This is a genomic window from Pantoea sp. YU22 (assembly GCF_003970755.1).
Taxonomy (GTDB): domain Bacteria; phylum Pseudomonadota; class Gammaproteobacteria; order Enterobacterales; family Enterobacteriaceae; genus Pantoea; species Pantoea piersonii.
Map to the genome: position 1 here is coordinate 1 of NZ_RYDU01000012.1, position 14,072 is coordinate 14,072.

At 54.9% G+C, this 14,072-nt stretch carries 14 protein-coding genes and 1 pseudogene; 9 read left to right on the forward strand and 6 right to left on the reverse strand.

What is annotated here, in order from left to right; all coding sequences use genetic code 11:
* Window positions 1-130, forward strand: a pseudogene (locus EKL29_RS23340) (GNAT family N-acetyltransferase); the annotation flags it as partial.
* A gap of 252 nt (window positions 131-382) precedes the next feature.
* Here EKL29_RS23340 and EKL29_RS15765 read toward each other — a convergent pair.
* On the reverse strand, window positions 383-856 hold the full coding sequence (locus EKL29_RS15765) for an NUDIX hydrolase (protein WP_126690154.1): 474 nt from the start codon (window positions 854-856) through the stop codon (window positions 383-385).
* A 564-nt stretch (window positions 857-1,420) separates the two neighbouring features.
* On the opposite strand from EKL29_RS15765, the gene EKL29_RS15770 reads away from it, so the two are divergent.
* Complete coding sequence (locus EKL29_RS15770) at window positions 1,421-2,197, forward strand: hypothetical protein (protein WP_126690155.1); 777 nt, start codon at window positions 1,421-1,423, stop codon at window positions 2,195-2,197.
* A gap of 89 nt (window positions 2,198-2,286) precedes the next feature.
* Here EKL29_RS15770 and EKL29_RS15775 read toward each other — a convergent pair whose 3' ends face one another.
* Together EKL29_RS15775 and EKL29_RS15780 are read right to left on the reverse strand one after the other, a co-directional pair.
* Window positions 2,287-2,805 carry a GNAT family N-acetyltransferase gene (locus EKL29_RS15775; RefSeq protein WP_126690156.1) on the reverse strand — a complete coding sequence of 173 codons (519 nt, stop codon included), beginning with the start codon at window positions 2,803-2,805 and terminating at the stop codon, window positions 2,287-2,289.
* Between the two features lie 88 nt (window positions 2,806-2,893).
* Complete coding sequence (locus tag EKL29_RS15780) at window positions 2,894-3,439, reverse strand: helix-turn-helix domain-containing protein (protein ID WP_376785402.1); 546 nt, start codon at window positions 3,437-3,439, stop codon at window positions 2,894-2,896.
* Between the two features lie 102 nt (window positions 3,440-3,541).
* Here EKL29_RS15780 and EKL29_RS15785 point away from each other — a divergent pair, with 102 nt between their 5' ends.
* Window positions 3,542-4,207 (forward strand): AzlC family ABC transporter permease, encoded by a 666-nt coding sequence (locus EKL29_RS15785; RefSeq protein WP_126690158.1) that lies wholly within the window; start codon window positions 3,542-3,544, stop codon window positions 4,205-4,207.
* Window positions 4,204-4,527, forward strand: coding sequence for an AzlD domain-containing protein (locus EKL29_RS15790; RefSeq protein WP_120455929.1), 324 nt, complete (start codon window positions 4,204-4,206; stop codon window positions 4,525-4,527). The genes EKL29_RS15785 and EKL29_RS15790 overlap by 4 nt, the downstream gene beginning before the upstream one ends.
* On the opposite strand, the gene EKL29_RS15795 is transcribed toward EKL29_RS15790, so the two are convergent.
* The 3 genes from EKL29_RS15795 to EKL29_RS15805 all read right to left on the reverse strand — a co-directional run bounded on the left by EKL29_RS15795 (window position 4,509) and on the right by EKL29_RS15805 (window position 7,054).
* On the reverse strand, window positions 4,509-5,054 hold the full coding sequence (locus tag EKL29_RS15795; protein WP_120455932.1) for a GNAT family N-acetyltransferase: 546 nt from the start codon (window positions 5,052-5,054) through the stop codon (window positions 4,509-4,511). The genes EKL29_RS15790 and EKL29_RS15795 overlap by 19 nt on opposite strands.
* A gap of 70 nt (window positions 5,055-5,124) precedes the next feature.
* On the reverse strand, window positions 5,125-5,961 hold the full coding sequence (locus EKL29_RS15800) for a capsular polysaccharide synthesis protein (protein WP_158618937.1): 837 nt from the start codon (window positions 5,959-5,961) through the stop codon (window positions 5,125-5,127).
* 139 nt (window positions 5,962-6,100) lie between these two features.
* On the reverse strand, window positions 6,101-7,054 hold the full coding sequence (locus EKL29_RS15805) for a glycosyltransferase family 32 protein (RefSeq protein ID WP_126690160.1): 954 nt from the start codon (window positions 7,052-7,054) through the stop codon (window positions 6,101-6,103).
* A gap of 288 nt (window positions 7,055-7,342) precedes the next feature.
* Here EKL29_RS15805 and EKL29_RS15810 point away from each other — a divergent pair, with 288 nt between their 5' ends.
* The 5 genes from EKL29_RS15810 (at window position 7,343) to EKL29_RS15830 (ending at window position 14,072) form a co-directional block, all read left to right on the forward strand.
* The gene (locus tag EKL29_RS15810; RefSeq protein WP_311779034.1) at window positions 7,343-8,239 is read left to right on the forward strand and encodes an alpha/beta hydrolase-fold protein; all 897 of its coding nucleotides are present in this window, start codon (window positions 7,343-7,345) and stop codon (window positions 8,237-8,239) included.
* Window positions 8,240-8,285: 46 nt separating this feature from the next.
* Window positions 8,286-8,978: a DJ-1/PfpI family protein gene (locus EKL29_RS15815; protein WP_120455941.1), complete on the forward strand. Its 693-nt coding sequence runs from the start codon at window positions 8,286-8,288 to the stop codon at window positions 8,976-8,978.
* Between the two features lie 476 nt (window positions 8,979-9,454).
* Entirely contained in the window at window positions 9,455-12,166 is a 2,712-nt protein-coding gene (locus tag EKL29_RS15820; RefSeq protein WP_126690162.1) for a cation-transporting P-type ATPase, read from the forward strand.
* 107 nt (window positions 12,167-12,273) lie between these two features.
* Complete coding sequence (locus EKL29_RS15825; protein WP_126690163.1) at window positions 12,274-12,552, forward strand: cupin domain-containing protein; 279 nt, start codon at window positions 12,274-12,276, stop codon at window positions 12,550-12,552.
* Window positions 12,553-12,872: 320 nt separating this feature from the next.
* On the forward strand, window positions 12,873-14,072 hold the full coding sequence (locus EKL29_RS15830; protein WP_126690164.1) for a M20 family metallopeptidase: 1,200 nt from the start codon (window positions 12,873-12,875) through the stop codon (window positions 14,070-14,072).

A 14,072-nucleotide genomic window follows, 5' to 3' on the forward strand; every position in this document is an offset into this window, starting at 1 on the left:
TTCTCCAGTGTGCTGTATTATTGATGAAGATAACAAACGTTCAAATTATCTGGCTGAGCGTTTTGGTTTCCAGTTCCAGGAGTACGTTAACTATCGTGGCAAGCAGGTACGAATGCTTGTACGGCAGTAAGCTAACAAACTATCCTTTTCGCTCATAGCAGACTAAGTGCACCACGGTTCCTGTCGCTCTTACCCACCTCGGAACCGCCCTTGAATCGCATAGCCTGTATCAGGTATCGCGTTTACACCACCCTGTGGCGCTCTGCTCAGCTTGCTCTTATGTCCCTCATCAAGCCGCAGAGCCAGTTTTCGGTCTCACTGTGCCTGCATGCTTAAAGGAACGGCGAAGTCCGCTTTGTGCCAAAAGTGGACGTTCAGGATATCATGATGCAGTTAACCTCGAGGATCCGGCTGACTTGCTTTCAAGTATGTTAATGATTAAATCGCGTGGGAAAATTGTCTCATTGGTGTGTATGAGCTCTTCTATTGTCCACCAACGATGATCGCGAATGACTTCCTTTTCATTGCTACTCCACCCAGAGCGGTCGAGATCTACTGTATTTGCATTAATCATAAAAAAACGCTCTTCAGCAAGCACGGTCTCCCCACCTGGTAGCATCATTGTGAAGGTTCGGGACGCTATTTGTGGTCCTGCTAAAGTTCTTGTCAAACCCGTTTCTTCAAATAATTCGCGTATAGCGGCCTGTTCGAAAGATTCATTTTTTTCAAGCCCACCACCCGGCGTTGCCCAGTATGTTTTTCCTCTCAAAGCATCATCTTTATGACAGAACTTAAAGAGCAAGACGTGATTTTCAGGCGAAAGAATGATCAATCGAGATGATGGCCGAATGCGCATATATCCCCCTTATACAAGCTTAAATACTCATCCTCGATATTTATATAAACATAAGTTGCAGCCTGAATCGCCCTATAGGTCTGCATTTTCTTACACTTCTAATCTCACTCAACGTCCGCTTTTCGCTTAAAGCGGACTGTTCATTAGTGTCATACTGACGAGTACATGAAGCGGACATCGCAAATATAGAGTGCTTCAATAAGCATGCAGCGGTTCATAACATTTATCGGCTACGCCTTAAAAGTGGAGCATCCGCGCTCAACGGCGGAGCATACCCGCTCCGCCTACGAATGACAGAGGGCCGCCAGGACATTAAGTCTTTAAATGCTGATTAGCGCATTTTTAATACAGCGCCAGGCTCTCTGTTCTTTTCATACGGTTTCAGGGCAACACAGCGCCCGTCGCTCATGTTTATTACTTACCTTTCCGCTGACCCACAAATAACGGGCAGAGCCAGAACGCAATTTTTTCAATACATTCATCCTGCTTAATCTTTGCTTAAGAATATTCCGATAATGTGCAATCTGCGTTAGCCCATTTCGGGCTTTTCCGGAGCCTACCACTATGCAAAATAAGAGCACAGACTCGCTGTCCCTGAGTAAAGTCCCGGCTGTTACCCTTACGTTCTGGTTAATCAAAATCGCTGCAACTACGCTGGGTGAAACCGGCGGCGATGCGGTGACCATGTCGATGAATCTGGGATACCTAACCGGCACACTGATTTTCGCCATTATCTTTTTAGCCGCTGTCGTAGTGCAGATTAAAAGCCATAACTTTAATAAATGGATCTACTGGTTTACTGTGGTTGCCACTACCACCGTCGGCACCACGCTGGCGGATTTTGCCGATCGCTCATTAGGGGTAGGTTATCTGGGCGGTACGCTGCTGCTGAGCACGCTACTGATGCTCTCTCTGTTTATCTGGCGCATTGCCTGCGGCACCATCGCGGTGAGTTCTGTGAACAATGGCGTAACGGAAATCTTTTACTGGGTCACCATTATGTTCTCACAAACGCTGGGTACTGCATTAGGTGACTGGACCGCAGACAGCGAAGGACTGGGCTATGACGGCGGAATTTTGCTGTTTGTTGGCGCCCTGACTATTATCTGGGCCGTCAGCCGCTTTACTTCATTTTCGCGTACTGCGCTCTTCTGGGCCGCCTTTATTTTAACCCGCCCACTGGGCGCGGTAGTCGGCGATTTTCTGGACAAGCCCATTGCAGCAGGCGGACTTGCGCTGAGCCGCTACAGCGCCTCACTGACTCTGGCGCTGGCTATCATTGCTTTTCTCTGGCTGCTGCCACAGCGTCCGGCAATGAAAACCGCGACGGCAGATTCATAAAAAGCGCCAGCGGCAGATGTGCAGCTATAAAAGAATTTAAAGGCCGCCAGCGATGGCGGCTTTTATTTTAGTCTTCGGTTAAAGCAGGATTACTCCGGCGACGTGCTGTCGCCTTCACCAAGCTCACGCTGCATAAAGTGAGTATCCAGCCAGCGGCCATGCTTAAATCCTACTGCTTTCAGCACGCCGGTTTCGTGAAAGCCGAGCGCGCGATGCAGCCCAATCGACGCCTGGTTGCTGTTACCTGCGATCACGGCAACGATCTGACGAAACCCGCGCGCTTCGGCGAGACGGATCGCTTCCGTTAAAAGCGCACGGCCTGCGCCGCGACCGATGCATTCAGGATCGAGATAAATAGAATCTTCCAGCGTAAAACGGTAGGCGTAACGCGGTCGATAGGGCGCAAGATAGCAGTACCCAATCACTTCATTCTCTTCCAGCGCCACTAGCCAGATCCCGCCTTTTTCCAGCAGCGCGCTTAACCGGTTTTGCATCTCTTCGACGTCGGGCGGCTCGGTTTCAAAGGTGGCGCTGCCGTGAAGAACATGCCAGGCGTAAATATGCTGAATAGCGGGAACATGGTGGGCTGTGGCGGGAATGATGTGCATAGCACCCTCGAAATCGACCTTGATTGCGCCATATTACACCTGCGACAGCTTGCTGGCAGCAGAGCGGGTCAGAGGAAAAAGTAATGGCTCAGCTGTGCTCCATCACCAGCACCGCCAGCGTATCCGGCTCCAGCGCGCGAAAGATATGTTCTTCATCGCCGGCGTAACAGATGTAATCGCCCGGGTGCAGCTCGACAGGCGACGTTTTTGGTCCGACCAGCGCGCGGCCCTGCGTAACGATCAGGTGTTCGATGGTGCCGGGCGAGTGCGGCTGTGAGCTACGCTCGCTGCCAGGCTGCGTATTGAGCAGATAGATATCGCGCCGCGCGCCAGGCGGGCAGGTCGCCAGCAGTACGGCCTGGTAGTCCGCCAGCTCCGCCGTAACGGTCGGCCCTTCGCCGCGGCGGATAATCTGCATCCGCTTCTCTTCCGGCTCCATCAGGCGCGCAAACGGAATATTCAACGCGACGCACAGCGCCCAGAGCGTTTCTATGCCGGGATTGCCATTGCCTGCTTCCAGCTGTGAGAGCGTAGACTTTGCAATACCGGCGCGTCGGGCGACTTCAGCCAGTGAAAGTCCGGCGCGCTGACGCTCACGCACCAGGCTATTGGCAATAATTGTGATCGGGGTCACGTTCACTCCTGTTTTCTTAATCGAACGAATCGTTCGCATTGTAAAACGATCCTGCAGCGTTCATTATAATGGAAAACTCGTTCGTTATAAGAAGGATTTGTTATGCAGAAGCGTCGCATCCCCTTAAGCCGGGAAGTGATTAAAGCCATTATTCTGGTCTGTCTGGCCGATGGCATTGTCGGCTTATCCTACGGCTCGCTGGCCAGTGCTGACGGGTTCCCGCTCTGGGTGCCGGTGGCGCTGTCGACGCTGGTCATGGCGGGCGCTTCGGAATTTCTCTTTATCGGCATTGTGGCGGGCGGCGGCAGCCCCATCACCGCAGCGCTGGCGGGGTTGCTGGTGAATGCGCGCCACCTGCCGTTCGGCATAGCGGTCAAAGATCTGGTGGGGTCAGGCGCGCGCGGTCTGTTCGGCTGCCACATTATGAATGACGAAAGCGTGGTATTTGGCATTTCTCAGTCAACGCTGGCGCAGCGCCGGACCGCATTCTGGCTGTGCGGTCTTGGTATTGCATTGATCTGGCCGTTTACGGTTATTACTGGCGCCGCCATCGGTCAGTTGATTCCCAATGTCTCTGCCATCGGCCTTGACGCCGTTTTTCCAGCTATTTTGATTGCGCTGATCTTCCCGGCGCTGCGTCAACGCCGGACGCTGATCCCGGCGACAGGCGGCGCGCTGCTGTCGATAGCGGCGACGCCCTTTGTTCCGGCGGGCATGCCGGTGCTCTTTTCACTGCTGGGATTACTGACGTGGAGGATGCGCAAATGAGTCATCAGGCGCTGATTATTGCGGGTATCGCGCTGCTGGCGTCGGGGACTTATCTGATCCGACTGGCAGGCGTTAAGCTCGGCAATCGGTTGCCGATCGCCGAACGGACGCAAACCATGCTGTCGGATGCGGCGACGATACTGTTGCTGGCGGTCGCGTCGACCAGCACGCTGTTTGAAGGCCCCCATTTTGCCGGCATGGCACGCGTGCTGGGCGTGGCTTTCGCTGTTTTTCTCGCCTGGCGTAAAGCCCCGCTTATCGCCGTTATCATCGGCGCGGCCCTGATGACAGCCGCGTTACGCTACTTCGGCGTGCCCTGAGCGGCGCGCCATTGCGCCAGCGTGATTTGAAAGGTCAGGCTGGCGGGGGCATCGGGCACATCGTAAACGTGCCCGTTTACCGCAAACCCCGCTTTTTCCAGTACGCGCTGCGAGGCGAGATGGTCTGGCCGCACCGCGGCGTCTATCACTTCTAAACCGCACTCTTCAAAGCCATAACGCACCATAGTGCGCGTAAACTCCGTTGCCAGGCCTTGCCCCCAGGCGTGCGTCGCCAGCCGATAACCCAGATTATTAACCGGTTTGCCGCCAAATTCGCGCAAGCTAAAACCGCCAAAGCCGATAGTCTCATACGGCGCATACCGCAGCGTCAGTGCCATATTGCCAAAGCCGTGCTGCTGCCAGTGCATAATCCAGCGCGCCAGCAGCTGCTGCGCCTCGTCCAGGTTAGCCAGCGGCCCGGCGGGATTAAAGGTATTGGTGGCCGGATCGCCATAAATACGCATCAGCATATCCCTGTCCTGCACGCTAACAGGGCGCAGGACTAATCGTTCGGAAATTAACTGCATTTTTTAACCCTGTAACGGCGATGACCGGCTGTCATCCGCACATCAGCATAGCCTGTTATAACGCGCTGCGTTAAGGGGTGCTGCGCTGCAGCAGCAGTTTGCCCATCACGCTGTCGCGCTCAAGAATATTCAGCCTGCGCACCAGAGGCAAAAAGCGACGATCGTCGTTGGTGAGTTTGATCAGTCTGGGATGCGTAGCCGGTTCGCGAACGCAAAGCAAAAACAGCGACATCTTCAGGCTATCCCACTGGAAAACGTCCTGATAGAAGAAGGCGGAACTTTCGCACTTTTTCAGGTAGCAGCTGAAGCCGGGCTGCTCGCGCATCACGATCTGACAGAGAAAATTAATAATGATATAGCTGCCGCGATTGATGCCCTGGCGGATTTGCGCAAAATCGCTGCGCCGGGTGATTTGCGTATAGTACTCATCAATGCCAATCTGCGTAAGCGGCATAATCAGCTCCAGCCAGCGGGTGATAAAAGCATTGCCCGGCGGGGAGGCGAGGAACCAGGCTTCCACCACGGGAAAGGCTTTATCCACTGTAGTGCCGTCGCTGTAATAGCCGACGATATCGTAACCGCCGCGCTGATGCACCCATGAGAAATCCTGATAAACCAGCGTCGAGCTGTCTACCCAGATGCCGCCATACTCCTTCAGCAGGGCGAGGCGGATGACATCGCCTTTATGAGACATGCCAATCTGCGCGTAGTCAAAGCGCAGCCACGGCAGAAAATCTTTTACGGATTCACGGTTCAGCAGATGAATCTGGTGGTCAGGGTTCATCTGCGCCATCCTGGCGTGAAACGCCTGGATAAAGTCAGGCGGGGTAATGTCGTCCCAGTACATCCAGATCACTTTCGGAACAGACGGAGCATTCACGTTGTTCTGCCGACCAATATCCTTCACGTCGTTTTCATGCGCCTCTGAATAGGCGAGATCGGGAAAACGAAAAAGGTGAAGTTTATATAAAACATAAAGCAGAAGAAATTTCGCTGTCCTGAGATGTCGTTTCAGCTTTTCCATTTTTTATTATCCTGCTTATGGATTAAGAATTTTGCTGTTCCAGCATTAATTTCCCCAGGATGCTTTCCGCATCCAGGATACGCAGTTTACGAGCCAGCGGTAAAAACTGGCGATCGCTGTTGGTCAGCTTAATCAGTTTTGGATGCGTCGTCGGCTGGCGCGTACAGAGTAAAAACAATGACATCTTCAGGCAGTTCCACTTAAAGACGTTCTGATAATAGAAGGCCGAGGTTTCACACTTTTTCAGATAAAGGTTAACGCTTTCCGTTTCACGCATGGCTATCTGACAGAGATAATTTGTCGTCAAATAGCTGCCGCGCGGGATGCCCTGTTTAATGCGCTCAAAGTCTGGGCGATCTTTAATACGATTGTAATAGTCATCGACGCTGATTTTCGTCAGCGGCATGATCAGCTCCAGCCAGCGGCTGACAAAGCCATTTTCAGGCGGGGCGCACATAAACCAGGTTTCGATCACCGGGAAACGCGCATCCTGCGTGTTCGCCTCGCTGTAGTAGCCCACCATATCGTAGCCGCTGCGTTCATGCACCCAGCTAAAATCCTGATAGACCAGCGTCGAGCAGTCGACCCAGATGCCGCCGTAGCGTTTAAGCAAAGCAAGACGAATAACGTCGCTTTTATGCGCCAGCCCGATACCCTGAAAATCAAAGTGCAGCTCAGGAAGATATTTTCTCAGGCTGTGACGGTCGAGCAGAATTATTTCATGCGCCTGATTTATCGCCTTCATTTTTTTATGGAAGGCCATGATATGGTCAGGCGGATTTGGACTGTCCCAGAACATCCAGATTATTTTTGGGATAATGGTTTTATCGCTGTCATGTCTGGTGAGAATATCTAATGCCTCATTCTCATCCCTGTCTGAGTAGGCGAAGTCGCTGAATTTGAATAATCTCAGGCGAAACAACGCGTAAAGACATAAAAAGCGCACAACCCTTATCTGGTATTTAAGGCGATCCATTTCACAACCTCTGATTAATGGCCTTGCTGGTGTCGGTTGAAAGGAACGTCGGCGCACGCGTGCTGACAAACGTCCGGCATCAAAATAAATAAAACTCTGGTCGAATGCTGAAATTTAACGATCTGTGAAGTCGATTCGCAATCCCCGACCCGGTAAATCAGAGTTTAGCTATCGGCTCTTATAAGCAGGGATAAAGCAATGCTGCGCGGGTTATTGAGAAAGTTTCTCATTAGCATAGTTGATTTGTTAGTATGGCGAATCATTTTAACCGCTCAGGAAGGCATTTACTTGAATATCCCCTCGACGTTTTTCTCTGCTGCGCTACTGGCGATCGGCGTCAGCTTAATCCCGGCGATGCAGGCGAACGGCAGACCGCTGATGGAACCTCTGGGCGACAATATTGCCGATCGCGGCTCGGCGTTTTACCGGTTCAGCATAAAGACTTTTAGCTCTGCCGACGGTCTGCGCCACTATAAAGTGTGGCTCGGCGTGCCAAAACAGACGCCACCGCCGAAAGGCTTTCCGGTACTGTTTATGCTGGATGGCAACGCGGCAATGGCGCGCCTGAGTGAGGATCGCCTGAAGCAGTTAGCGGGCAACAGGCCGCCGATGCTGGTCGCAGTAGGCTATGACACCAGGCTGCCGTTCGACGTGCGGGCGCGGGCGCTGGACTACACGCCGCCCGGCGGGCAGCCGGGCGATCCAGGGCAGGAACGCTATCCCGGCGGCGGAAGTCATGCTTTTCGCAATCTGCTGCTGAACCAGATTATCCCCTGGACAGAGAAACAGGCGCCAGGCGATCCGCAGCGACGCGCGCTTTGGGGCCACTCTTATGGCGGCCTGTTCGTACTGGATACGCTTTATCACGCCAGCGGATTCACCCACTATTTCAGCGCGGCGCCGTCGCTCGGCTGGCGGCATCAGCGCATTGTCGAACTGGCGCAGCAGGTGCCGCCTGGCGCTTTAAACGGCAAAATCCTCTACCTGATTGAGGGTGACGGGCAGAGCGATCGCGGCAAGGAGCGTAACGCTGCACAGATTGACAAGGCTCACCGCACGCTTATCGCCAGGCTACAGAAGAGCGGCGTCAGGCTGCATCAAATACGTTATCCTGGTCAGACGCACGGCGAGTTGTTGCCGTCATCGCTGGATGCGACGCTGAATATTATCTCCGGCGCGGAATAAATCGCGCATTGTTCTTATCATCCGCTCTCTGCTAAGGATCGCGATCATGACAACGCCTCTGCATATCGGTTTACTGCTTTTCCCGGACGTGACGCAGCTTGACCTCACGGGTCCTTTCGAAGTTTTCGCCCGCACGCCTGGCGTGGTGTGCCATCTGATCTGGAAAGAGATAAAGCCGGTGCGATCCGATCGCGGTCTGATGCTGGTGCCTGACTGCACGTTTGACAACTGCCCGCCACTTGATGTGATCTGCGTACCGGGCGGACCGGGGCAAATCGCGCTGATGTCTGATGAGGAAACGCTGAGCTTTTTGCGGCGGCAGGCACAGCACGCGCAGTTTATTACGTCTGTTTGCACAGGATCGCTGGTACTGGGCGCCGCAGGTTTGCTGCATGGTTATCGCGCGACTTCGCACTGGAGTTCACGCGATCAGCTGGCGCTGTTAGGTGCCGAACCGGTCGAGGCGCGCGTCGTGCGCGACCGCAACCGGCTGACCGGCGCGGGCGTCACCTCCGGCATCGATTTTGCCCTGACGCTGGTGGCGGAGATACGCGGAAACGACGTCGCTCAGGCGATTCAGCTGCAAATGGAGTACGACCCCGAGCCGCCGTTTCATGCCGGATCGCCGCAGTCAGCCACGCCTGAGCAACTCACGACCGCCCGCTCGCAGATGGCGGATTTCATCGCCACCCGACGTCGCGCAACGGAACGCGCGGCACAACATCTCTCACGGGATTAGCAAATAAAAAGAGGAGGGTTAGCCAGCTGGCTGGCCCTTCTGTAAATAAAACGCTGAGTTTTAAAGGTTGTTTATCTGCTGTTTATCCGGCAATAAATTCCCGCCCGTTTAAATACACAAAAGCAGTGTGGTTATTTTCCCAATAGTCTTTGCGCCGGTAAAATAAACGGCGATCAGAAATAAAATATCTGGCTCACAAAAAATGATCAACGACGTAATACGTCAGCCATCTTTCGTCGACGTTGACGACATCTTTTAATATTAAAAAATTGATTTTTAAGTAATTTATCAAATTAAACGCGAATGAATTTCTGTGTGAACCGGATGTGGTTGAAAAATTAATTCGCCACCCGTGTCACGACATTAAAACTACAAAAATATGACCTGAATCAGTATCAGATTATTTAACCTGTCGCACTATGCTGGCCCATTAATTTAACTGCGCCCATATCGCCGGTTTCCTGTACGGAGTGAAAATGAATAACGACCGCAAGACATTGCAAAATGCCGCTGCAAAAGCGCGGCCGTGGTATCAGCATCAAAGCGAAGACGTTTTCGCCGAGTTTCAGAGTTCTCCGCAGGGGCTTTCCACAGACGAGGCACAGGCGCGTCTGGCGACGCACGGCCCTAACACGCTGCCGCTAAAGAAAACGCAGCCGGCCTGGCTGAAGTTTCTGGCTCACTTCAACGATATGCTGATCTATATTCTGCTCGCCGCGGCGGTGATTACGGCGTTGATGGGCCACTGGGTCGATACCTTTGTCATTCTCGGCGTTGCTGTCATTAATGCTTTTATTGGCTTCATTCAGGAAAGCAACGCCGAGAAGTCATTGAAGGGCATCCAGAATATGCTCTCGAACGACGCCGTGGTGATGCGAAGCGGCGAGATTATGCGGGTGCAGGGCGAGGCAATCGTCCCTGGTGATGTGGTTATGCTGCGGCCCGGCGATCGCATTCCTGCGGATCTCCGGCTGTTTGAGGTCCATAACCTGCGCGTGGAGGAGGCGATTCTGACCGGTGAATCCACCGTGGTCGCGAAAAGCAGCGATGCGCTTGAGGGCGAAAAAGCGCTGGGCGATCGGCTGAACCTGGCTTTTTCCGGCACCACCGTTAGCTCGGGCACTGCCGCCGGCGTGGTTATTGCCACCGGACGCGACACCGAGCTGGGGCACATTAACGATATGATGAGCCATATCGAAACGGCAAAAACGCCGCTGCTGCAGCAAATCGATAAGCTGGGCAAAGCGATTTTTGCGGTAATTCTGCTGATGATGGCCGGACTCTTTATCTTCGGTTACCTGCTGCGCGATATTCCGCTGGCCTCGCTGGCGCTGTCAGTTATCAGCCTCGCGGTCGCGGCGGTGCCGGAAGGGCTGCCCGCCATTATCTCCATTATCCTTTCGCTGGGCGTGCAGTCGATGGCGCGCAAACAGGCGATCATTCGCAAGCTACCGACGGTCGAAACCCTGGGCGCAATGTCGGTGATCTGTTCTGATAAAACTGGCACGCTCACCATGAATGAGATGACGGTGAAAGCGGTCGTGCTGGCGGAAAGCCAGTGGCGCGTCAGCGGCGACAGCTATGAGCCTGCGGGGGAGATCCTGGCCGAAGCACCGCACAGCGCGCTTTCCGCAGCGCAGCATCCGGTTATGGCGCGCTTTCTCGCTACTATCGACATCTGCAACGAGAGCCAAATCCAGCAGGATGCGGCAGGACGCTGGCGCATCGTCGGCGGGCCGACCGAGGGAGCGTTGAAGGTGCTGGCGGCGAAAGGGGGCGTGGCGGCGCAGGGGCAACAGCTCGTCAGCAAGCTACCCTTCGACTCACTCTATAAATATATGGCGGTAAGCGGCGAAGCGGACGGGGAGGCCTGGGTATTGATGACGGGTGCGCCGGACGTGCTGCTGTCGCTCTGTGCGCATCAGCAGACTTTAAGCGGTCCCGAGCCGCTGGATCGTGCTTACTGGGATGCCGCCATTACCCGCTACGCCAGCGAAGGGCTGCGCACCGTGGCGGCGGCCTGGAAGCGCGTGCCGAAAGCGATCGCCTCGCTGGATCACAACGATCTGCGTCAGGACATGGTGCTGCTGGGCCTCGCCTGCATGATGGATCCGCCGCGACCGGAAGCCGTTGCGGCAATTGATGAGTGCCAGCAGGCGGGCATCCGCGTCAAGATGATCACCGGCGATCATCAGGAAACCGCGATGGCGATAGGGAAGATGCTGGGCATCAGCAACAGCGACAAAGCCCTGACGGGTCACGATCTGGAACATATGAGTGACGGCGAGCTCTCCGAGGCAGCGCGCCAGTACGACATTTTCGCGCGTACCAGCCCGGAGCATAAGCTGCGCCTGGTAAGGGCGCTGGCCGCCAGCGGCGAAGTGGTCGGCATGACCGGCGATGGCGTAAACGATGCGCCTGCGCTGAAACAGGCCAGCGTCGGTATCGCGATGGGCATTAAAGGGACCGAGGTGACCAAAGAGGCCGCCGATATGATCCTTGCCGACGACAACTTCGCCACTATCGCGGCCGCGGTAAAAGAGGGACGCCGGGTCTACGATAACCTGATAAAAACGATCTTGTTTATTATGCCGACCTGCCTGGCGCAGGGACTGCTCATTATTATCGCTATCCTGATGGGGAATTTGCTGCCGCTGACGCCCGTCCAGATCCTGTGGATGAATATGGCGACCTCCGCCACGCTCTCTTTTGGTCTGGCGTTCGAAGCGGCGGAAGCGAATGTTATGCGGCGACCGCCGCGCGACGTTAGCGCGCCGGTAATGGACGGGTATGCTATCTGGCGCATGGTCTTTGTCGGGCTGCTGATTTCAGTTAGCGCTTTTCTACTCGAAGCCTGGCTGCAGGTGCGCGGCTATGAGCCGGAATTTATCCGTACCGTTTTATTACAGACGATGGTGACCGCGCAGTGGGTCTATATGTTGAACTGTCGCAGCAACGACAGCTTCTCGCTTGATTGCGGCGTGCTGAAAAACCGCGGCATCTGGCTGGTAAGCGGCGTGCTGGTAGCGTTACAGGCGCTGATTATCTATCTGCCGCTGATGAATACGCTGTTCGGTACGCGTCCGCTGCCGTTTAAATACTGGCTAATCGCCTTTATTGTCGGCGCAGCGATCTTTGCTGTCGTCGAAACCGAAAAGCAGCTTACCCGCCGCTGGCGTCGCGGCTGAACCTCGCTGGAAACGCCCTGGAAACAGGGCGTTTTACCGACTGGCCTGAGCGGGATGCCGCAGTTATGCTTGTTTCAGCGCATTTTCACTACCTTAAGGGTGATCCCATGCAAGAACAAATATTCCGTGAGCAGCTTAAAGCGGCGGGCTTTACCGAGCTGATTATCGTGAAGCGTGAGCCGCACGGCGTGCTGGAACGTCATTGCCATCCGTTCGAAGCCAGGGCGCTGGTGCTTGACGGCGAACTGACCATCCATACTGATGCAGGTGAGCAACGTTATCAGCAGGGCGACGTTTTTCATCTTGCGCTGAATCAGCCCCATTCCGAGATCTTTGGCGCGCAAGGCGTACGTTATCTGGTGGGCCGCAAACCGGTCATTCTTTGAGGCTACACTGCTATCGCACCGTGCCGCGTTCGTCAGCAGAGCACTGTTGGCTGGAAATCAGCGGCTTTGTGCAGTAACAACATCAGGCATTGTGATGACCGGCGAGGGATTATTAATAATCTTTCTGATCCGCTGCATTCACATCCATATTTGCCACTTTTTGTTTTAAGTTATTGAAAGTAAATCGTTTTTCATAAAAAGCCGCGCGTTGCTTTCTGCTTTGTGCTGTGAATAAATAAAGCCAGCAAACACAACAACATAGCCAGCGGCCCGATCCGCTGAGCCCACAGCCCGCCAAAAGGGCACTCTGCAGGCGAATCATGACTGATAAAAAAGCAATGCTGGCCGGGGACATTAGCGCCAGAGTGGCAGATATTGAGCCGCACCTGATCGCCATACGGCGTGATATTCATGCCCATCCAGAGCTCGGCTTCGACACGGTGCGTACCGCTGACATCGTCACGGCCTGGCTGCGGGAGCACGGATTAACGCCGCAAACGGGCGTCGGACGAACCGGCGTGGTGGCCGATATTATCGGCGCGCAGCCGGGTAAAACGCTGCTGCTGCGTGCCGATATGGACGCGCTGCCGATCCAGGAGCAGACCGGCCTGCCTTTCAGCAGCACTATTCCAGGTAAAATGCACGCCTGCGGACACGATCTGCATACCGCGACGCTGCTTGGCGTCGCCGCCATCCTGCCACATTACCGCCAGCAGTTAGCAGGCAGGGTGCGGCTGATCTTCCAGCCGGCTGAGGAAACGCCGGAAAGCGGCGCGGAAGCGATGATCGCCGACGGCGCCGCTGAGGGCGTTGACTGGGCCGTCACGCTGCATAACAAACCGGAACTGATGACCGGGGAAGTGGCCCTGACGCGCGGCGGCAGTACCGCGTCGAGTGACGAGTTCGACGTGCGGGTGTATGGCGTCTCTACGCATGCCGCGCGGCCCCATATGGGCGTCGATCCTGTCGTTGCTACGGCGTATCTGATCGGCCAGCTGCAAACGCTGATCTCGCGTGAACGCGATCCCGCTCACTCTGCCGTGCTGACTATCGGCCATATTCAGGGCGGCACCACCCATAACATTATTCCTGACAGCTGCCTGTTTCAGGGCACCATTCGCACCAAATCGCCGCAGGTGCGCGCTGATATGGAAGCCTCCTTCCGACGCGTATGTGAAGGGGTCGCGCTGGCGATGAACGTGCGCATTGAGGTTGACTATCTGCGCGGCGTGCCGCCGCTGATGAATGACGATCGACTGATTGATGCACTGGAAAACATCCTTTCCCATCAGTTTGGCAAACCCATTGTCGCGAAACCGAGCGACAGCTTCGGCGCGGAAGACTTTTCACTCTTTACCGAGCGCGCGCCGGGCTGCCAGATCCATATCGGTTCTGCCACGCCGGGCCGTAACGATCATCTGCATAACTCCGACTATCAGCCGGATGAGCGCAGCATTGCCGTCGGTACGCAGGCGCTGGTGCGCCTGGCCGTCGATCTGCTTACTAACAATAACAATTGA